The sequence below is a fragment of the Rhodothermales bacterium genome (assembly GCA_041391505.1).
GTDB lineage: Bacteria > Bacteroidota > Rhodothermia > Rhodothermales > JAHQVL01 > JAWKNW01.
The window spans coordinates 1-19,066 of sequence record JAWKNW010000025.1 but is presented as its reverse complement, the minus strand read 5'-3'; the positions used below and the strand labels follow the sequence as shown (position 1 = coordinate 19,066).

The 19,066-nt window shown below is 65.6% G+C and carries 19 protein-coding genes; 3 read left to right on the top strand and 16 right to left on the bottom strand.

Annotation, left to right across the window (positions count from 1 at the left end; translation table 11 throughout):
- Window positions 1–74 precede the first annotated feature (74 nt).
- Window positions 75–1,775, top strand: a complete 1,701-nt coding sequence (locus R2834_19415) for a hypothetical protein (protein ID MEZ4702511.1) — start codon at window positions 75–77, stop codon at window positions 1,773–1,775.
- Window positions 1,776–1,784: 9 nt separating this feature from the next.
- Here R2834_19415 and R2834_19410 read toward each other — a convergent pair whose 3' ends face one another.
- From R2834_19410 to R2834_19390, 5 genes are all read right to left on the bottom strand, one after another.
- Entirely contained in the window at window positions 1,785–2,168 is a 384-nt protein-coding gene (locus tag R2834_19410; protein MEZ4702510.1) for a Rid family detoxifying hydrolase, read from the bottom strand.
- 50 nt (window positions 2,169–2,218) lie between these two features.
- Window positions 2,219–2,620 (bottom strand): hypothetical protein, encoded by a 402-nt coding sequence (locus R2834_19405; protein MEZ4702509.1) that lies wholly within the window; start codon window positions 2,618–2,620, stop codon window positions 2,219–2,221.
- 2 nt (window positions 2,621–2,622) lie between these two features.
- Entirely contained in the window at window positions 2,623–5,667 is a 3,045-nt protein-coding gene (locus tag R2834_19400; GenBank protein ID MEZ4702508.1) for a glycosyl hydrolase, read from the bottom strand.
- 243 nt (window positions 5,668–5,910) lie between these two features.
- A complete protein-coding gene (locus R2834_19395; protein MEZ4702507.1) occupies window positions 5,911–6,765 on the bottom strand; it encodes an endo alpha-1,4 polygalactosaminidase in 855 nt (284 codons plus the stop codon).
- A 165-nt stretch (window positions 6,766–6,930) separates the two neighbouring features.
- The gene (locus R2834_19390) at window positions 6,931–7,542 is read right to left on the bottom strand and encodes a hypothetical protein (GenBank protein ID MEZ4702506.1); all 612 of its coding nucleotides are present in this window, start codon (window positions 7,540–7,542) and stop codon (window positions 6,931–6,933) included.
- Between the two features lie 236 nt (window positions 7,543–7,778).
- On the opposite strand from R2834_19390, the gene R2834_19385 reads away from it, so the two are divergent.
- A complete protein-coding gene (locus R2834_19385) occupies window positions 7,779–8,456 on the top strand; it encodes a DUF4386 domain-containing protein (GenBank protein ID MEZ4702505.1) in 678 nt (225 codons plus the stop codon).
- A gap of 537 nt (window positions 8,457–8,993) precedes the next feature.
- Here the strand turns inward: R2834_19385 and R2834_19380 are convergent.
- From R2834_19380 to R2834_19370, 3 genes are read right to left on the bottom strand one after another with little or no spacing between them, the layout of a single operon-like run.
- Window positions 8,994–9,293: a hypothetical protein gene (locus tag R2834_19380; protein ID MEZ4702504.1), complete on the bottom strand. Its 300-nt coding sequence runs from the start codon at window positions 9,291–9,293 to the stop codon at window positions 8,994–8,996.
- Window positions 9,294–9,309: 16 nt separating this feature from the next.
- Window positions 9,310–9,906, bottom strand: a complete 597-nt coding sequence (locus tag R2834_19375; GenBank protein MEZ4702503.1) for a YdeI family protein — start codon at window positions 9,904–9,906, stop codon at window positions 9,310–9,312.
- Window positions 9,907–9,963: 57 nt separating this feature from the next.
- Window positions 9,964–10,245 carry a T9SS type A sorting domain-containing protein gene (locus tag R2834_19370; GenBank protein ID MEZ4702502.1) on the bottom strand — a complete coding sequence of 94 codons (282 nt, stop codon included), beginning with the start codon at window positions 10,243–10,245 and terminating at the stop codon, window positions 9,964–9,966.
- Window positions 10,246–10,380: 135 nt separating this feature from the next.
- On the opposite strand from R2834_19370, the gene R2834_19365 reads away from it, so the two are divergent.
- Window positions 10,381–12,150 (top strand): hypothetical protein, encoded by a 1,770-nt coding sequence (locus R2834_19365; protein MEZ4702501.1) that lies wholly within the window; start codon window positions 10,381–10,383, stop codon window positions 12,148–12,150.
- Between the two features lie 43 nt (window positions 12,151–12,193).
- Here the strand turns inward: R2834_19365 and R2834_19360 are convergent, their stop codons facing one another.
- The 8 genes from R2834_19360 to R2834_19325 form a co-directional block, all read right to left on the bottom strand.
- Complete coding sequence (locus R2834_19360) at window positions 12,194–13,774, bottom strand: cryptochrome/photolyase family protein (protein MEZ4702500.1); 1,581 nt, start codon at window positions 13,772–13,774, stop codon at window positions 12,194–12,196.
- Between the two features lie 148 nt (window positions 13,775–13,922).
- The gene (locus R2834_19355) at window positions 13,923–14,396 is read right to left on the bottom strand and encodes an NUDIX domain-containing protein (protein MEZ4702499.1); all 474 of its coding nucleotides are present in this window, start codon (window positions 14,394–14,396) and stop codon (window positions 13,923–13,925) included.
- A gap of 19 nt (window positions 14,397–14,415) precedes the next feature.
- The gene (locus tag R2834_19350) at window positions 14,416–15,339 is read right to left on the bottom strand and encodes a T9SS type A sorting domain-containing protein (protein MEZ4702498.1); all 924 of its coding nucleotides are present in this window, start codon (window positions 15,337–15,339) and stop codon (window positions 14,416–14,418) included.
- Window positions 15,340–15,465: 126 nt separating this feature from the next.
- A complete protein-coding gene (locus R2834_19345; GenBank protein MEZ4702497.1) occupies window positions 15,466–16,317 on the bottom strand; it encodes an alpha/beta hydrolase in 852 nt (283 codons plus the stop codon).
- A gap of 68 nt (window positions 16,318–16,385) precedes the next feature.
- Window positions 16,386–16,784 (bottom strand): hypothetical protein, encoded by a 399-nt coding sequence (locus tag R2834_19340; protein MEZ4702496.1) that lies wholly within the window; start codon window positions 16,782–16,784, stop codon window positions 16,386–16,388.
- 16 nt (window positions 16,785–16,800) lie between these two features.
- The gene (locus tag R2834_19335) at window positions 16,801–17,145 is read right to left on the bottom strand and encodes a hypothetical protein (GenBank protein MEZ4702495.1); all 345 of its coding nucleotides are present in this window, start codon (window positions 17,143–17,145) and stop codon (window positions 16,801–16,803) included.
- Window positions 17,146–17,200: 55 nt separating this feature from the next.
- Window positions 17,201–17,713, bottom strand: a complete 513-nt coding sequence (locus tag R2834_19330) for a hypothetical protein (protein ID MEZ4702494.1) — start codon at window positions 17,711–17,713, stop codon at window positions 17,201–17,203.
- 537 nt (window positions 17,714–18,250) lie between these two features.
- Window positions 18,251–18,991, bottom strand: coding sequence for a hypothetical protein (locus tag R2834_19325; protein MEZ4702493.1), 741 nt, complete (start codon window positions 18,989–18,991; stop codon window positions 18,251–18,253).
- Window positions 18,992–19,066 lie beyond the last annotated feature (75 nt).

Here is a 19,066-nt window from a genome sequence, read left to right as displayed (position 1 = left end):
GCGTTTACGTTGAACAGGAAACCTGGAGCTTCAAACCGTTCACGCTATCCGGCGCTCACCAACCCCGCCTCCAGATGCACGCGACCCGCTTCCCCGCCTTTCTGCTGTTGATCCTCCTGCTTCCATGCCTTTCCTGCGCGGAAGCACAGCCTGTATCGATCGGCATCGACCTGGACACGCGCATAGGCGCCATGTATCCGATGTGGGCGTACTGGGGCTACGACGAGCCGAACTATACCTACATGGCGAACGGTCGTAAGCTGATCCGGGAGATCAGCGAACTGAGCCCGGTGCCAGTGTACTTCCGGGCGCACAGCATGCTGAACACCGACGAAGGGCCGCGCGCGGCGCTGAAGTGGGGCTCGACGAACGCCTATACGGAAGACGCCGCCGGCAACCCGGTGTACGACTGGACGATCGTCGACCGGATCGTGGACACCTACGTCGAGAACGGCGCGAAACCGATGATGGAAGTCGGATTCATGCCGAAGGCGCTCTCCTCGAAGCCGGAGCCCTACCGCCACCACTGGTCGCCGGCGGACCCCTACGGCGACATCTTCACGGGCTGGGCCTATCCGCCGAAGGACTATGCGAAATGGGCGGAACTGATCTTCCAGTGGGTCCGCCACAGCGTCGACCGCTACGGAGCGGACGAGGTGGCGACGTGGTGGTGGGACGTGTGGAACGAACCCGACATCCCCTACTGGAAAGGCACCCGGGAGGAGTATTTCACGCTGTACGACTACACGGCGGACGCCATCAAACGCGCGCTGCCGGCCGCGCGCGTCGGCGGCCCCACGACGACCAACCCGGGCCTCGGCGACGACGCCTCGGGCCGGTTTCTCGCGGATTTTCTCGCCCACTGCAGCGCCGGCACCAACTACGCGACGGGCCAGACCGGCTCGCCGCTCGATTTCATCTCCTTCCATGCCAAGGGCAGCCCCCGCGTGATGGACGACGGCCGCTACGTGCGGATGAACATGGCCCCGCAACTGGACGCCATCGACGCCGGCTTCCAGATCGTGGCGGCATCACCCTTCAAGGCATTGCCCATCATCATCGGCGAATCCGACCCCGAGGGCTGCGCGGCGTGCTCGGTCGACTACCACCCGGCCAACGCCTACCGCAACGGCACGATGTACGCCAGCTACACGGCGTCCTCGTTCGCAAAAAAATACGAGCTGGCCGACCGGCGCGGAATCAACCTCGAAGGGGCCGTCAGCTGGTCGTTCCAGTTCGAGGGCAAACCCTGGTTCGCCGGCTTCCGCGCGATGGCGACCAACGGCGTCGACAAGCCGGTGCTGAACGTCTTCCGGATGTTCGGGATGATGGGCGGCGACCGCGTGGCGGTGTCGCCATCCGACGCCCCATCCGCTGAGCGCGTGATCCAGGAGGGCGTCCGGGGAGACCTCCCGGACATCAACGCGCTGGCGAGCCGGGACGGCGACGCGGCCTACGTGATGGTCTGGAACTACCACGACGACGACCTCCCCGCGCTGGCCGCCGACGTGTCGGTCCACCTGAAGGGCATCCCCGCCGGCCGCGTGAAGCTCTCGCATTACCGGATCGACGAGAACCACAGCAACGCCTACACCGTCTGGCGCGAGATGGGCGCCCCGCAGCAGGTCACGCGGGAGCAGTACGCCCGGCTGGAGGCGTCCGGGCAGCTGGAGTTGCTGACGTCGCCGATGTGGATCGACGCCCCCGCCGGCGAGGCGACGATCGCCTTCTCACTGCCGCGTCAGGGGGTTTCGCTGCTGCAGCTGTCGTGGTGAACGCAGGCCTCAGGCAGACCGGCGCGCGATCAGCTCGATCTCGATCCGCGCCCCCAGCGGCAGCCCGGCGACGGCGACGGTCGTCCGAGCCGGGTAGGGCATCGCGAACTGGCCGGCGTACACGGCATTCATCGCCTGAAAATCCGCCATGTCGGTGAGGTAGACGTTCACCTTGATGACGTCACCGGGCGCGAGGCCGGCGGCCGCCAGCACGTCGAACAGATTGGCGAAACACTGTGCGGCCTGGGCGCCGACGTCGCCGTAGACGAGGTTGCCGGTGGCCGGGTCGATGGGCGTCTGGCCGGAGAGGTAGAGCAGTTCGCCGGCCCACACGGCGTGCGAATAGGGTCCGACGGTGGAAGCGTTGGGGGAGGTTACTGCGCTACGGGGCATGGGGATGGGGATGCGGGTTATGGAATGCGGGATTGACGTACCGGAGTTGCCTATCTGACAAAAAAGGTCAGCACATACACGACCAGAGCGCCGGCCGTCACGGCAATGGCCGTCGTGGCGATACCTACCGCCCGCGATCGCATCCAGCCGGCGACGCCCAGCACGGCGAGAAAGAGATAGATCCCGCCGATAAACAGCATCGACAGGGTCCGATGAAGCGGCCGGAGACTCTCCATCAGTCCGGACGGCATAGTGGCGACGGCCAGGTCGGACGCCGCGAGCGCCCATCCGAGTGCCTTGACGGTAAACACGGCCGTCGCGCCGGCGCTGAGCCCGAGCGTCCACGCCGAAACCCGCCCTTCCGGGCGGCTGAGCACGGAGCCCAAAAAGGCCAGCGCGAACCCGCCGAGGACGGCGCTGATCGAGGCGAGAAATCCGTAATAGTCGGCCATGGTTATTCCGAGGCAGAGCCCCACGCCCTCTCTTGTTTATAAGGACGCAGCACGACCGGCCCCACCAACCCGTACGCCTGCACGATGCCTCGGTCGGCGACGCCCTGATGCAGCGTGGCCAGGCGGTTGTTCAGCGTGGTCGCGACGCGGACGACGATCTCGTTGACGCCGGCACGCAGGTACGGCCCGATGTCCGCCACCGGGTTGATCTGATCGATGGGTACGGGGTCTCCGTTTACGGTGAGGACAAACGAGTCCACCACCTGCCCCAGCTCCAGGTAGGCGCCGTAGCCGTCGGCCCACATGCCGGGCAGGTCGAGCCGCGTGGTGTAGGTCCCGACCCCCGAGGCGCGGGCCAGTTCGGGGATGTCGGGCCAGGGTCTCAGGCCCAAGAGGTCGACCTGCACGGGATGCCGGCTCGTCGCCGCCCCATCCTGTCCCGTGGCCCCGAACGGATGCTCCGGCTGCCAGTCCTCGGCGGAAAGCTGCCAGAGGCCCGCCGTGAGGTCGAGCGGCTCGGGGACAAATTCGACCTGGCTGGACACGGTTTCGCCGTTGCTCAGCACGGTCTCGAACCGGCCGGCCGACGTGAGCTGCACGGCGATGTCGCCGCCGGCCGTCTGCACCGCCCGCTCCGCCGTGGTGCCCGTCACGTGCACCGGCGCGGCCGCGCTGCCGAAGCGTTGGGGGTTTCGGGTGATGGCGAGGAGCATCGATTCGTCGCGCCCCAGGCGAATGGGCAGGGTGACATACCCGTCGCCGGCCTCGTATTCGGCGAGGGGCGTGATCGTCCCCGAGCCGGCGTCGAGCCGGTACGGCGCGCCGGCGCCCTCGAAGCGGACCTCCAGATCGATCCCGTCGCCCGTGCCCACGAAGCGGTCGCCGGCGGTGCCATCCAGCGCCGCCGTTGGCTCTTCGTAGAGGGAGTTGTAGGTATTGGATTGATGCCCCTGGTTGTACAGGAAATAATAATCCGTCCCGGTGCCGGCGTCGTGCCGGCGGACGCTGAACAGGCTGGACGGCTCAGAGGGCAGGGCGGCGGTAAGAGCGGCAGGCTCAACACCGAGTTCCCAGAGTGCGGCCGGCGCATCCGCCTCGGTCCGCACGTGCCGGACAGTGCTGAACGCCATCAGCCGCTCGATCCGCTCCCTCAGCCGAGCATCGTCCTCCGGGGTATCCCCCGGAGTTTCGTCGGGCAGCCGGCCCACGAAAAGGATGGGTAAGCCGTCCACGGCATATTCAAGGAAGCGGTCCGCCATCGCGAGGGTAAGATCGCCGCTGGCCGCGTTTTGGGGAGGCCAGAGATCGGCATCAAAAACCAGCGCTTTGTAGGCGGGCCCATCAAGCGCGAGCCGGCCGTTGCGGACCGTGGTGCCCGGCAGGCTCAGCAGCGTCGGGTTGAGGTAATCCCACGAATAGCCGGCATGGTACAGCGCCGGGTCGTTCCAGTGCCCGCGCAGGTCGCCCTGGGCAGTCGGGTACGAGAAGTTGTGCATGTACACGGCGAGGTCTACCCGGGGGACGCCCTGCGAGAGCACCTGGCCGTTGCGCGCCATCCAGGCGTTGAGCCGCTTCGCGTCGGCGTTCCAGTTCGGATTGCGCGGCCCCCAGCTGTTCGAAAAGCCGGCCGGCGCGAAGTGGTCGTGGCCGGGCCAGGTGGCGGTCGGACTCGCGGCGTGCGGATAGACGTGGTACACCGGCTTCGTGTTGCCGCCGGCGAAGCCCTTGTTCATGCGGATCATCAGGTCCTGGAACGTCTGCACGTAGTTCATCCCCAGCGCCGCGGCGAGTTCGTTGGAGTACCACGTGCTGCCGCTGAGGTGGTTCGCCGACGCCATGGGCCGGTAACTGTCGATGGCGTCCACCTGTGCGAGCGTTTCGTGCTCCGTGCGGTCGAGGTGGTACGTCACCTGGATCTGGTCGCCGCCGAAGTTGTAGGCGGCCTCCGGCGGGGTGACGCCGTCCTCGAACTGGAGCCGCAGCTTCAGGTTGTACCCGGCCGCCCATTCCTTGAACGGGAGGATCCGGTTTTCGATGTAGAGATCGCTGCGGAGCTGGTTGAAGTCGGCCCGAATCCGCTCGGCGCTGCCATCGCTGAAGGCGTAATACCGGTCGGTCGAAAAAGACGCGCGCCCGCGGATGATCCGGTTCATGGTGGGATGGATCAGGGCGGCGAGGTTCGGGATGAGGTCGTAGCCGAGGCGCGACTGGAAGTCGCCGGCCAGGTTGCTGCTCCACAGATCCAGCACGGCGCCCCAGGGATCGGTGTCGTGCGAATCGACAAAAAGATCGCCGCCGGACGTCGCTTGGAGCAGAGTCTTGATCTCCTCCGGCCAGTAGGCCTCGTAGCCGGCGATCAGCTGATCCGTGCCCTTGCGGCTGTAGACTTCGGGCTGCGGGCTGTAGGCGACGGCCCGGAAGGTGATCAGCACCCATCGCGCACCGGCAGGTTCGGCGGGGGCGATCCAGGCGAGCGCGCCGGCCGTCGAGCCGCCGAGGAAGCCGTCCGTATTCGTCGCGGTGACGGAGGAGGTGAGGTCCACGACCGACGCGCGATCCAGCGCGATGACCCGTGTATCGGCCTCGACGGCGTCCGCCATCCGATAGGCCAGCACCGCGACGAGCGTCCCCTCACCGGGCAGCGCGCCTTCGAAAGCCTGGCCGGCGGCGAGCGTCGTGTCGCGAATCTGCAGCATCTTGCGGACATAGTCGTCCGTCTCGGCGTAGGTGCCCGGGACAGGCGCACCGTCCTTGTATTTGAGGCTGACGCTCATGCCCAGCGCCGTGGCCTTCCGCAGGATGGCGGCCAGCTGCTCGAACGTGGGCGCTCCGCCCTGCCCGATCTCCACACCGCCCACGCCGGCGTCGTACAGTTCCTGTAGCTCCCGCTCCAGATCGGGTATTTGCGCCGTTTCCGGCGGGAAGTTGTAGCGGACCCACGGCCAGTCCGAGATCGGCGGATGGGCGAAGCCCGCCGCCGTGAGCACCGTCACCCGGTTGCCGCGCGCATCCTCGACCTGGACGACGGAGCCAGGATCCACCTTCATGGCGGAGGTGCAGGATGCAGCCAGGACGGCCAGACCTGTAACAAGCACCACTGTGGCGATCCGGGGGCAACGCATGGTATCCTTTCCGTTCTGGGCCGAATCGTCTCCGTGAAGGCATGGGACGCACGACCCGTTGCAAGCACATCGGTAAGGTAGGCGTCGGCCCGGCGCGCATCAATCCCGACGGCGATCTATCCCGGATCGAGCGACCGGCCGGCGCATTCCCGGGGTTGGATGCGGGATTTAGAAACACGCGACCCGGAAGGCATCGTCGAGGTCGTAGGACATGATCAGCGTCCGCAGCCCGGCCGCATTGGCGACCGGGCAGACGGTCCGCGAGAGGTTGGTCGCCTGGTTCTTCGTATCGGTGTACTCGACGTTGAGAACCGGCTTGCCGGCGTCGACGAACGGCTGCAGTTGTTCGCACTCCTCGTATTCGTGGCACTCCTCGTTGAGTTCGAAGTCGTAATACGGTTCCAGCTCGCCGGCCTGGTCGCCGCTGTTCTTCAGCGCGATGGCCAGCCCCCGCTCGTGCGCCGCGTTGGCGAGGTTGCGGTTGAAGGCGAGTTGATCCTGCGCTGTCAGCGGGAAGCCCGGCCGGTTCGTGTAGCCGTCCACGTTGTCGGGCTCGACGCCGTCGCAGCCGCGTTCCGCCGCGAGGTCGAGGCGGTCGAGCATGATCTGGAAGACGTTGGCCGAGCGGATGTCGAGCCAGCGCTCCGAGGGGTAGCCGTCGAGCTTGCGTCCGAGGTCGGACGGGAGGAAGCGGTCGTAGTCGGCGCGGTCTTCGTCGCCGGAGCCGGCCGAGAAGTAGCAGATCACCCGCCGGCCGGCGGCGTGCAGCGCGTCGATCGTCGCGTCGGGGGTTTCCCAGAGATCCACATCGTAGAGTTCGACGGCGTAGCTGGTGTTGATCGTGCCGTCGAGCTGCCATTGCCAGGTCACGTCGGCGGCGGGACGGTACCAGTCGCCGGGCGGCGGCGGGGTGACGGTCGGGTCGAGATCGGCGGGGGGCGATGGGTCCTGATCGGCGGTCGAGGCCGAATCGCAGCCGGCCTGGACGAGCAGAAGCAGTACGGGAAGAAGGACGCGCAGCATAAGAAAGGCGGTTTGATGCTCGGTTGGAGAGGGGTCTCTGTTCTGACGCAACAAACCCGCCAGAAATCGATCACGGACCCGCCTTTTACACCCTCCTTCCAACTGGATCAGCCCGAACGCCGCCTGGGTGGTCGCATCCGCCATCGCCCCTTCGCGGCCGGCGGTTTATCGGGTGGCCGGAGCTAGTCCGCGATCCTGGAGCCATTTTTCAGCTTTCGGATTCCCGGGACTGAACTGCCTGACGTAGGCGACACAGGCGGATCGCGCCGATTCCTGGATGGCGTCGTAGCGGCTCATCACCTCATCCAGCAACCGGTCGTCTTCGCTGTAGCGCAATCCCTCGATGGACAGGCGCATCACGTCGGCCAGCGGCATAAAAAGCTCTTCGGCGAGGATCGCGCTCTTGGCCCGATTGCCCTGGCTATCGACCGACTGTTGCAACCGGTCGTAGCGCCGCGCGGCGGCCTGGAACACCTCGTCCATGAAGTGCCTCGACGCTTCTCCCCGCGCCGTCACCAGCAGCGGAAGCAACGTGCCGTACAGCCGGATGGCGTCCTCATCTTCCAGAAGCCGTTCGCTCGCCGGCCAGGACAGCGCCTCCCGGATCACGTCGACATACAGCGCCCCGTGGTCCTGCACGTGGCGGAACTGCGCTTCGCTGAACGCGGCCGCGCTCCAGCCCTGCGGGCTCGCCGGCAGGGTCGCAACGATACGTTCCGCCACCTCCCGATCGGATTGACCCCGCGCCGGATGCGCGAGGCCGAAAAGCAGCAACACCGCTGCCAGATATGTGCTGCGTCCAGCGTGCAAAACGACTCGTGCCCCGGCGTAGGATCCCATCAAAACGGCTTCGCTGGGTAGACGCGGCGGCGTCCGGGTGGATCCCCGCGGCGTGCGGACGGCGTTTGAAAAGCGGTTCGGCCTACGTCCGGGAAACGCAACCTTGCCATTTTACGCCTCGTCCCGTATTTCTTAGCGAGACATGTGTCCGGACCCACCCCAACCCCACCAACATGAGCGACCTCAACAAAACGGCCCGCATCACCGGCCTCTGGTACCTCGGCATCGCCCTGACGGGCGTTTTCGGCTTTCTGCTCGTCCGCCCGGCCATCTACGTCGCCGGCGACGCGGCCGCGACCGCGCAAAACCTGATCGACCACGCGGCGCTCGCGCGGCTCGGCGTCGTGCTGGAGATGGGCATCGTGGTGACGCAGGCCCTGGCCGCGATCTGGTTCTACAAGCTGTTTCGCTCGTTCGGCGAGATCGCCGCCGGCTCGCTCGCGGCGTTCGGCTTCGTCAACGCCGTCGCCATCCTGGGCAGCGCCGGGTTCATGGCGACCGCCATCGAGGTCTCCGCCGACGCCGGCCTCGCGCCGGGCGGCGACGCGGCAGCGACGATCCAGCTGATGTATGTCCTGAGTTCCAACTTCTGGAGCGTCGGGGCGCTGTTCTTCGGGCTCTGGCTCATCCCGATGGGGTACCTCGCCCTGACCTCGGGCCGGATGCCGAAGGGGCTCGGGTGGACCCTCATGGGGGGCGGCGGAGGGTACCTGCTGAGCGCCTTCCTCTCGAATGGCGTCGCCGGCGCGCCGGTGTGGCTGGTGGAAGGGCTGACGGCGCCGGCGAGCGTCGGGGAGTTCTGGATGATCGGGTACCTGCTGTCGGTGGGGTTGCGTCCGTCTCCGCGCTGAGGATGCTGCCCCATGCTGAGGCCGCAGCCCGGCGCTGAGGCTCCTGCCCCACGCTGATGCGTGCGGCAGTGAGTGGCGTGGGGTTCATGGGCGCCGCGGGTGGGGCATCCTCGTGCTGCACGCGCGGAGGCTCCTGCCCCACGCTGATGCGTGCGGCAGTGAGTGGCGTGGGGTTCATGCGGGCGCCGCGGGTGGGGCATCCTCGCCCTGCTGCCCCACGCGGAGGCTCTGCACCCGCCCCACCCTTCAGCGTGGGGCAGCGAGTGGCGTGGGGTTCAGGCGCCATGACACGCGAGGCCCTGCCCACTTCACGTGGGCAGCAGTGGCGTGGGGTTCATGGGCGCCGCGGGTGGGGCATCCTCGCCCTGCACACGCGGAGGACCCTGCCCCACCCTTCAGCATGGGGCAGCGAGTGGCGTGGGGTAGCAGATGGCGTGCGTACACGCGTTGATGCGTGGGGTTAGCAGGTGGCGTGCGTACAGACGCTGATGCGTAGGGTTAGGGCAGGTTGAGAGGCCGAAGCGAATCGCTCAGACCTCATTCCAGACGCGCCGCGACGACCACGCCGGCCGCGTCGAGGTCGACGACACACGCCGGCACGCCAAACGGCATCAGGCTCTCGGCGCGCACCTGGCGGCCTTCATGCGTATCCACCGTGTGATACCGAAGCAGGTTGCCGGTATCGAGTTGCCGGCGGACCGACGCCTCGGGAACGCCCTCTACGAAGTTGCCGCAGAGGAAGACGACCTCCTTTCGCGCCTCGTTCCAGTAGAAACCGATAGCACCGATCACGAAAAGGGACGCCAGCGCCAGACCGGCTTTTTGTACGATTCGCATGAGTTCATGGCCCGGGTTAACGATCCTGCAGTCCCCTGCCCTCCAGAATCAGCGGGATGCACTTTTCGATGCGGGACGAGCGGGTTCGGGACTGCTTCGGGGCGGCGAAGTGCAGCAGGTAAGCGCGTTGCCGGCCGGGGGTCAGGGCTTCGAACGCCGCCTTCAGGGCCGGCAGCTCATCCAGCCTCGCCTGGAATTCCTCGGCGACCTCAAAGGCCTCCGTCGACTTCAGGGCTACCTTGAGACCGGCCTTTTCCACCTCGATGGCGGCCTCTATGTAGGCGGTGATTACCGGCTCCATCTCCACGATTTGCCGCAGGCTCGAAAACCGGATCTGGCGCGTCGCCTGCACATTTTTCGTCTGCTGCACCAGGATGCCTTCCGGGTCCTGCAACAGCGCGCCCTTGAAAAACAGCAGCGCGCAGTAGTCCTTGAAGCCATGGATCAGGACGACGTTGCCGCCTCCCAGCGAATAACACGGGGTGCCCCATTTCAGATCTTCGTCCAGCGGGCAGGCGAGCGCGATGGCTCGCAGCTTCTCGAATTCCTCCTGCCAGGCCGTCGCCCGGTGCAAAAACGCGTCGACCTTCGGATTCATACCGCTCTTTCGCATGTCTTCTCGACCGTCTGATGGGATTCGCTCAATCGCACCGCATAATGCCTCGTTGCGCTACCGCAACAGCACCATCCGCCGCGTCCGCTCGAACGCCCCGGCCCGCAGGGTGTACAGATAGATCCCGCTCGATGCCTCGCCGGCGTGCCAGGTGGCGGCGTGCGGCCCGGCCGCCTGCCGCTCGTTGACCAGCGCGGCCACCAAACGACCCGTAACGGTGTACACGGACAGTTCCACCTCGGTATCGGCAGACAACGTGTAGGTGATGACGGTCTCGGAATTAAAGGGGTTAGGGGTGATTCTGATCCAGAACCACCGGCGCGGGCGCAAGGTAGCCATCCCATCGCCGGATTGCCAAACCGGCCGCCATGCTTTGCCCGTTCCATGCCGCAAGCCTTACATTGCCGCCGGCAGGCCAGCCCTTCTCGCAGAACCCCGCAATCCAGCCCTGACTGACGACCCCGCATGGACACGATGAACCGATCCACATTCCTGAAACTGAGCGCCCTCGGCCTGGCCGGGACGACCCACGCCGGCCTCCTCGCCCGCTGGCTGTCGAACGGCCCGGCCATCGTCCACGACGACGCCCTGCTCGACCGGATCATCGAGCGCAGCGACCGCGTCGTGGCGCAGTATTTCGAGTCGCTAAAGAACTACGACGAGATCCGGTATTACCGGACCTTCAGCGACGCCCTGGCCGCATACGCCGCTTCCTACTGCCATCCAAAATCGACGTACCACGCGTCCGGCGAGGTGCTGGCGCGCATGGACTCCCTGCTGGACCGGCTGCTCGAGGTGCAATACCCCAACGGCACGATGGACTCCGGCGGAAACCGGCAGTCGCCCCCGGATACGGCGTTTTTTCTGGAGAAGATGATCCCGGCGGCGGAGATCCTCAAGCAGGCCGGCATCGACGCCTCGGGCGGCGTGCGGGAGAAGCTCGACACGTTCCTGGTGCGCGCCGGCGAGGCCGTCCGCACGGGCGGCATCCACACCCCGAACCACCGCTGGGTGGTCTCGGCGATGCTCGCGCGGCTCCACGCGCTGTTCGGCGACGAAAAATACCTGCGTCGCATGGACCAGTGGCTCGCGGAAGGCATCTACCAGAATGCGGACGGGAATTATCCGGAGCGCAGCAGGAACTACGCGCTCGTCGAAAGCAACGCGTTCGTGACGATCGGCCGGCTGCTCGACCGCCCCGAACTGATGGAGATTGCCCGGCGCAACCTGGTCGCCACCTACTATTATCTGGAGCCCAACGGCGACCTCGTGACGCTCGATTCCAGACGACAGGATCAGAACGCCCCGCTCGAAATGGCCCGGTATTATTTCCTGTACAAATACCTGGCCCTCCACTTCAAGGACGATTTCCTCGCGTCCATCGCCAACCAGATCGAGGAGTTCCCCGGCTTCGAGCGGCATGCACTCACCAAGCTGTACGCCTTCATGGAGGATCCCATCCTCCTGGGCCGGCTCGAGCCCCGAGAACACCCGCCCACGACGTACACGAAGTCGCTGCCCGGCTCCGGGCTCGTGCGGATCCGGCGCGCGGATACCACGGCCTCCATCTTCGGCGGCAACGACAAACCGATCCAGGTCGCCTCCGGGCGCTCCAACAACCCGACGCTCTTCACCTTCCGGAAAGGCAAGGCCATCCTGCATTCCGTGCGGGTGTCAACCACCTTCTTCAGCATGGGCTACGTACGCGGCGACGGCGTCGCCATCGACGGAAACCGCTACGCGCTGACCGAGCGAAAAGAGGCCTACTACTACCTGCCGCTGCCGGCGGACAAGCGCAACCCCGCCGGCGACTACCCCCTCACCGAGTCGCTCGACGGACGGTTCTGGAGCAAGCTGGACTTCCCCGAACGGCCCAAAGATACCGTCGTGCAACAGTCGACCGTCACCGTCGCGGAGGACAACGGCGCCTTCACGCTCGTGTTCGACATCGACGGACCGCCGGATGTCGATGTGACGATCGAGTGCTGCTTCAACCAGGGCGGCCGGCTGGAAGGCGTGTCGCCAGAACGCAACGGCGACGATTATTTCCTGCGGTCGGGCACGGCGCGGTACATCGCCGGCGACGACGTCATCGAGATCGGCCCCGGCACCTACGCGCACAACAACCTCCGCGGCCTCGACGGCGAGGCCTATTCGGTGCACAACGGTACCATCAGGGGCGAGGGGATGCACGTCTATCTGACCGGCCGGACGCCGTTCCGGCATACGATGACCATCCGCTGATCACGCGAACAGCCCGATCATCGGCCCATCCGGCGCCTGTACATCACGCTCGCCATCGTGCTGCCTGCGCCCGGATGGCCTCCCGCTCCGCCGGTCCGAGCCGCTTCATCGAACGAACCTGCAACGCCATGCGGGGGTTTTTCGCCAGAAGCGGTTCGTGGCGCATCAGGAAATCCCAGTAAAGCGTCGTGAAGGGGCACGCGTCGTCGCCGGTCGACTTCGATGGATCGAACCGGCAGCGCTCGCAATAATTGCTCATCCGCTGGATGTACTTCCCGGAGGCGACGTACGGCTTGCTGGCCATCAAACCGCCGTCGCCGTACTGCGACATACCGATCGTGTTGGGCAGTTCGACCCACTCGACGGCGTCGACATAAACGGCAAGATACCATGCGTGCACGGCCTGCGGCCGGACGCCGAGCAGCAGCGCGTAGAGCCCGGTGACCATAAGGCGCTGGATATGATGCGCATAGCCGAACGCCAGCGTCTGCCGGATGACCTGGCTCAGGCAGTTCATCTCGGTGTCGCCGGTCCAGTAGAACGCCGGCAACGGCTCAACGGCATCGAGGGCGTTCAGGTCGCGGTACCCGGGCATGAAGTGTCCGTAGATGCCGCGCACGTACTCGCGCCAGCCGAGGATTTGCCGGATGAAGCCCTCGACCCCGGCAAGAGGCGCTCGCCCGTCGCGCCATGCCGCCTCGGCCGCCGCGATGACCTCGCGCGGGTCCAGCCATTTGAGGTTCAGGGCGGCGCTCAGTCGGGAGTGAAACAGGTAGGCGTCGCGACGATCGAAAGACGCCGCCGGCGCGTCCCCGGAAAAGAGCATTCGGTCGCCGGGGCGGGCACGCCACATCGCATCCTGATACATGCCAAAATGCGGCAGACGATGCGTCACAAAATCCCGCAGCGCCGCGAGCGCTTGATCGCGCGTCACGGGCCAGTCGAAGCCGGCGAGGTTGCCAGGATGATTGGCGAAGCGCTGTTCGACGAGCGCGATGACCTCCCGGGTGATCGCGTCCGGGACAAACGCGACCGGCTCGGCGACCTGTCCGGGACCTTCGCTGCCGAAGGCGCCGCGGTTCTCGGCGTCGTAATTCCACGCGCCCCCGATCGGCCGATCGCCCTCCATCAACACGCCGGTCTTGCGGCGCATCTCCCGGTAGAAATATTCCATCCGGAGCTGCTTGCGCCCGCTGACGTGGGCGGCGAACGCCTCGCGCGTACAGAGGAAATGACGGTCGGATCGGATCTCCACCGGCACCCCCAGCGCTGAAGCGGTTTTTTCGATCGACGCTTGCACCCGCCAGTCGCCGGCCTCGGTCAGGATCAGCTTGCCGGGACGGAGCTTTTCCACCGCGGCGGCCAGCTCCGCCGCCAGCGTGCCGGCGTTCCCCTCATCGTCGAGCCGGCGGTAGTGCACCGTCCTCCCGCGCGCGATCATCGCGTCGCGAAAATGCCGCATGGCGGAGAGAAACAGCGCGATGCGCGCCTTGTGCGACCAGACATGCGTGCTCTCCTCGGCCACCTCGGCCATCCAGACGGCGTCTTGCTCGGGGTTGAATCCGTCGAACGCGGATGAGTCCGCATCCAGCTGGTCGCCCAGGACGAGGATCAGATGACGCATGGCGACGGGAATGCGGCGAGGGACGCGCCGGCCTGGACAAGATCAACGGAGGGATGTTCGATCGCCTGCATCGTGCACGTTCGGTATGTCTAAGGTTGGCGGGAGGCGTGCCTGTCCAAAGTACAGAACCACCGACACGATATGACCACTAGCCGGCCCGATCCGCCGGCATATCCATGTCAGAAGCCGGGAAGAGCAGCTCGGTGGGGTAAGGCAGCGCCAGCAGCGGCATGCCGGCGCGAGAATGAAACCGAAGCGATCCCGTCTCCGCATCGCACGCCGCGAGATGCCCGCCCGTGATGTCGCACCGGTACAGAACGACGGTGTATTCGACGGCATCGCCATTCGGATACACGTAGCGGAACGCGGCACCGCCAAAAACGCCGAGGATCGCGCGCGCGGTCACGATCAAACCCGTTTCCTCGCGGACTTCCCGGCGCAACGCATCCTCGGGCCGTTCGCCCGGCTCGATCGCACCGGCCGGTAGGCTCCAGCCCTCGCCCGATGCCTTATGCTGCAGCAACAGACGTCCCTCTTCGTCCCGAATCACCGCCGCGACACTCGGCACCATCATAAGTTGGTGCCCGATGCGGACCCGTATCTGCTGGTAGTATGGAGACATACGACGTCGGCTGGATCGCTCACCTGGCGTTGACCATCTGGCGCGTGAAGACTCCGGAGGGCGTCGTCATGCGGTAGATATAGATGCCGCCCGGCAGCGCCGAGAGATCGACCGGCACCGTCGTCGCGCCCCGGTACGCCCAGCCGTCAAAAGGCACCTGAACCACCTGGCCCAGTACGTTGATCACCTCGACCCGCACCGGGGCCTGATCGGGCAGATCGAACGCCAGGGTGGTGCGTCCGTGGAAGGGCTCGGGGTAGTTCTGATGCAGCGCGGTCCCGTCGGAACGCCCCGAGCCGGGTGTTTCGATGGCCACGTTGGAGATGTCCATCCGTCCGTACTGGAGGTGGTCGAGTTCAATGCCGCCACCGGCGTTCGAGATCTTGATCGCGGAGATACCTCCGGCATCGATCACGCCGTAGAACCGGTCGTCGGCCGTAGTGCCGCTGGTGCCGCAGCACGCGTGCATGCCTGTCACTGTCCCAAGCGAGTTGCCCTCCGCGTCGAAGGCCTCGAATACGATGTCGCCCTCGCCGTCGGTCCAGACGATGCCGGCGTGAGTCGGCAGCGCGGGAAGCACCGTCGCGTCGAAGGTCCAGGTGACCCCGATCGATCCGGTGTCGTAATACCAGTTGTCGCCGTCCAGACCGTTGCCGTCGACGACCCCGTCATCGGAATCGACGGAATCGTGCTGGTTCGGCCCGTAGTTGATGCTGACCTTGTTGCCCTGGTCGGTCGTCACGCCGGGCACATCGAAGTCCTCTTCGAAATTTTCCAGGTAGAAATAACCCGTCGAAAAGTCGAGCAAAAAAAACGGGCTGTCGGCCGCCTGGTTGTATTCGCCGTCGGCGCCGGAGCCTCCGATGGGGCCCAGGAGTTGGGCATGGGCGGCCGGCAGGCCGGCCACGAAAAGGAGGGCAAAAAGAGCGGTAACGTATTTCATAACGAACACCACATGCGGTTTGACACGGAGATGAAGCAATGGCCTGCATCGCGCAAGCCAACACCATAGTGTCGCCGCAGACGCTACCCGCCGGGGAAAACACCTGTGCCCCGGCCGGGCCGCCGTTCAGCGCAGGCGCCGGATCCAGTCGACGGCCGTGGCGAAGGTGCCGTCGATGTTGTTGTGCCCCAGCCCCGAGAACAAGACATAGTCGTAGCGATGGCCGCTGCCCCGCAGCGCCTGCAGCCGCTCGATGGAGAGGTCCACCGGGATGCTGCCGTCGTTGTCGCTGAAGAGCCAGAATCCCGGTATCCCCAGCGCGGCGAGGCTCTCGCCGGCGTCGGTGTCTTTGCCCAGAAAATCCGGCCAGACATAGGGCTCCGTCCGCGCGTGCAGCGCCTCGCCGTACGCCGGCGCGACGCGGCTGTCCCGGTCGGCGGTGTACTTACTGAAGATGTCTTCCTCGCTCACCCGGCAGACGGGTCCGCTCCAGAGGATGAGAAAGTCGGCCAGCCGGCTTTTCTCGGCCGCCAAAGGGGCGATCCAGCCGGCCTGGCTGATGCCGGCGAATCCGATCGGTACCCCCCGGAGGGATCGGTGCTCAGTAAGAACCCGCATAGCCGATGCCGCGTCGTCTGCCAGCAGGGCGATATTCTGCTCGCTGACGCTCTGCTCGCCTTCGTAGGTGCCGCCGGACGCGCCTGCGCCGCGTTTGTCGTAGACCAGCGCCGCGATGCCGGCCCGAGCAAACCGCTCCGCCAGACCCAGATTACGCGTCTGCTTTCCAGAGCCGTGGATAAAGACCACCGCCGCATCAATCGGCACTCCCGCCGGCAAGACGATCGTCCCGGATAGGGTGACACCGTGGCTGTCGAACGCGACCTCCTCGGCACGCGGGTCGCCGGCATGCTGCGCGCTGGCGATCGGAGTGAGTGCCAGAAAAGCGAGAAGAACTGCGGCGAAACGCGACTGCTTCATGCGACCATTGGGTGAACGCTGCGTGTCGCTTCCCCTACGGCAGGCTGGCACTAAAGGTTGGGCATGTTTCAGACCGTTTTTCGCCCGGCAAGGCCGGAGGCAAGTGCCCGCCGCCACCGCCACTCGACCGCGCCCAGCACGCCGACAAACACGGCCTCGCCCCCGAGATGCACGAACCCGAACGGCGTCGCCGCGCCGGCGAAGGCCGCGATGAGTCCGATGCACACCGGAGCCCACGCCATGTTGGCGATCGCCAGCACCTTGATCAGCCGCATCGGCCGCTCCGGGCGGACGGCCAGCGAAAAGGAGTAGGCGGCATACACGAGGTTCGCTGCGCCGGTGAACAGCAGAACGCCTTCGGGCAGGCCTTCGAGCCGGCTTAGCCACCCGCTGAAGATCAGTACCAGCACCCCGACGAGCGCGCCGGCGGAGCAGTCGAACCAGAGGAGGTTGGGGATGAATCGCATGCGTTCATGGGTTGCGTTACGGCATCCACCCCCGCCATCGCGCCAGGGTATAGAGCAGCCCCGCGAAAAACAGACTGCCGAAGATCGTCTTGTTGTGCCGGGCGAGCCAGAGGGGGAGGTAGATGTCGAAATTATCCTGCCGGTCGTCGGTGTAGCGGGCGGCGATGTCGGTGAGCGGGCAGCGCCAGCGGTTGGCGAGGATGATGACGACCTCAACGCACGTGATGGCTATCAGAACGAAGGCCGTGCCGAACGCGCCGCGCCAGGCGTAAAACGGGAGGGCGACGATGCAGCCGGCGAAAAAGGCCCAGACGATCGTGTGGGCGGTCTTTACCAGACGCAGGGATGTTTCAGGGCGCATCGAGACATCTGTTTGAGTAGGTCCGGTCGTTCGCACATGCTCTTCCCGCCTCCGTCTACTTTCGGTTCAACGTCACACGTGCAAACGGAGCCAATTGCCCGGACGACGCCACGTTATCGATGCTCCAGGACCAGCTGTCGTTCGCCCGGTCGTACGCGAACGTGTTGTCGATGCCGCTCCCGTCCGAAAACCGCCAGATGAAAGGGATCGTGTCGCCATCGGGCTTCCCGTGTCCGACGCCTTCTTCCGCGAAGTTCGTCGTGCCGGTATTGTCCAGCCACATGACCGCGTATTCAGTGTTCTGTTCATCCCATGCGATATGTATCCACGCCTCATAGGCGAGCGCTCCATCGGCGTCCCGCTCACGGGATACATCGTGGACGCGGATATAACGACGACCGAGGATCCAGTCGACGTCGACGTCGTGCGTAACGTCTTCCCCGTCGATCGTGCCGGTCATAACCCACTGGCCGATCAATTTATCCTGCAAGGCGTCGGGTGCGACCGGCGATTGGGCAAATGCCGCCGGACCAAGGAGCGACAGCAGGGCGAGTATCCAGATACGCATCGGACGGATGAATGAATGGTTTTCAGCTGGACGTGTCAGCTGAGAAACAACATAAATACCATCACCCAACGAGACAAGACCCGATTGCCCCTTGAGAAACGGTTGGGATTTTCAAAAATCCTTCTCGGTGCGTCATCCTGAACCGCCCTCCGCTTGCGGTGGGCGTGATGAATGCGAGTCCGCGCGAACGCGGGGAGACCTCTCGAACCACCGTGAGACGCTCATGGGAGCCCTGCGCGAGTGATTCGGGAGGTCCTTCGACAACCCCGTCGCAAGCGCCGGGGGCTCAGGAAGACAACCCTTTTTGATTTCTCAACAGTTTCTGACGTCTGCATAGAGCCGGGGCGCTCCAGGTTCAGCGCAGGCTCTTGCAGCGTCCAAAACGGCTGTGACCGCTGCTGTAAAAATCTGTCTGCTCCAGAAAGACCTCGTAGCCCTGCTTGCGGTAAAATGCCGGCGCTTCTTTCATCCTGCATCAGATAACCGGGCACACGCCTGCGCAAGATCACAAGGCAATTGAGCCAGGAGGCTCCCGTCTCAGTGGTCCTGCCCGCCGGCCGGCGCACCGTCCGACCAGGTCGGCACCCCGACCAGGAATACGTTGATCGGCGGCAGGCCATCCAGCTGCGCGGTATCCTGCGGCCAGAAGAACCAGTACGGTGCCGCCATGACGGGTGAATTCGCCACGCCCGATCCCCAATCCGCGGATTCCAGACCCATCGTAAAGAACATGAGGTGCGGGGCGTTGTGGTCGCCCATGTCGGTCAGATAGGCCGACTTCGACATCATGTAGTCCATCGCACCGTAGGCGAGGGCCGGCACGTCGCCCTGCTCGTACGCCGCCCGGATCGCCGCCAGCATGTCCTCCTTCGAGCGGCCGGCCATCGCCACCTCGCTGCGCAACACGATGACAGGCACCAGCGAACGCGCCGCCTGGCGATTCATGCAGTCGGCTGCCCGGATCTTCGGGTTCCAGAACTCGGGCCAGTCGAACGCGGCTATCCAGCTTCTGGCGACCAGGCAGACGAACCCGTTTGTGCCTTCGACGGCGGTCTCGTAACCATGCCGGCCCAGCACCAGCACGGTCGCATCGCGGGAGAGCGAGTCGGGAGCAGCGCTTCGCGCCAGCTGGATCTCGGCGTCCCGATCCATCAGGTAGGCGTCGATCGGCGCCATCGCCGGGTACGGATCTTCCTGCGCGGCGGCATCCGGCACGCCGTGGCACAGGGATGCGACCAGCAGCATGCCGATCGCACAGAGATGTGTTCTGCGCATCATCTTATTCCTTCGTCGCGTTTGGATCGGGGTGGAACTGGATCTCCCGGACCTCGACCACCGCGCCCCAGACCATCC

Bases quoted from the DNA above. Each gene is read 5' to 3' on its own strand.
- R2834_19345 (MEZ4702497.1), bottom strand. From the start codon at position 16,317: ATGAAGCAGTCGCGTTTCGCCGCAGTTCTTCTCGCTTTTCTGGCACTC.
- R2834_19355 (MEZ4702499.1), bottom strand. From the start codon at position 14,396: ATGTCTCCATACTACCAGCAGATACGGGTCCGCATCGGGCACCAACTT.
- R2834_19410 (MEZ4702510.1), bottom strand. From the start codon at position 2,168: ATGCCCCGTAGCGCAGTAACCTCCCCCAACGCTTCCACCGTCGGACCC.
- R2834_19395 (MEZ4702507.1), bottom strand. From the start codon at position 6,765: ATGCTGCGCGTCCTTCTTCCCGTACTGCTTCTGCTCGTCCAGGCCGGC.
- R2834_19335 (MEZ4702495.1), bottom strand. From the start codon at position 17,145: ATGCGCCCTGAAACATCCCTGCGTCTGGTAAAGACCGCCCACACGATC.
- R2834_19325 (MEZ4702493.1), bottom strand. From the start codon at position 18,991: ATGATGCGCAGAACACATCTCTGTGCGATCGGCATGCTGCTGGTCGCA.
- R2834_19360 (MEZ4702500.1), bottom strand. From the start codon at position 13,774: ATGCGTCATCTGATCCTCGTCCTGGGCGACCAGCTGGATGCGGACTCA.
- R2834_19400 (MEZ4702508.1), bottom strand. From the start codon at position 5,667: ATGAAGGTGGATCCTGGCTCCGTCGTCCAGGTCGAGGATGCGCGCGGC.
- R2834_19350 (MEZ4702498.1), bottom strand. From the start codon at position 15,339: ATGAAATACGTTACCGCTCTTTTTGCCCTCCTTTTCGTGGCCGGCCTG.
- R2834_19375 (MEZ4702503.1), bottom strand. From the start codon at position 9,906: ATGCGAAAGAGCGGTATGAATCCGAAGGTCGACGCGTTTTTGCACCGG.
- R2834_19340 (MEZ4702496.1), bottom strand. From the start codon at position 16,784: ATGCGATTCATCCCCAACCTCCTCTGGTTCGACTGCTCCGCCGGCGCG.
- R2834_19405 (MEZ4702509.1), bottom strand. From the start codon at position 2,620: ATGGCCGACTATTACGGATTTCTCGCCTCGATCAGCGCCGTCCTCGGC.
- R2834_19365 (MEZ4702501.1), top strand. From the start codon at position 10,381: ATGAACCGATCCACATTCCTGAAACTGAGCGCCCTCGGCCTGGCCGGG.
- R2834_19370 (MEZ4702502.1), bottom strand. From the start codon at position 10,245: ATGGCTACCTTGCGCCCGCGCCGGTGGTTCTGGATCAGAATCACCCCT.
- R2834_19330 (MEZ4702494.1), bottom strand. From the start codon at position 17,713: ATGCGTATCTGGATACTCGCCCTGCTGTCGCTCCTTGGTCCGGCGGCA.
- R2834_19385 (MEZ4702505.1), top strand. From the start codon at position 7,779: ATGAGCGACCTCAACAAAACGGCCCGCATCACCGGCCTCTGGTACCTC.
- R2834_19380 (MEZ4702504.1), bottom strand. From the start codon at position 9,293: ATGCGAATCGTACAAAAAGCCGGTCTGGCGCTGGCGTCCCTTTTCGTG.
- R2834_19415 (MEZ4702511.1), top strand. From the start codon at position 75: ATGCACGCGACCCGCTTCCCCGCCTTTCTGCTGTTGATCCTCCTGCTT.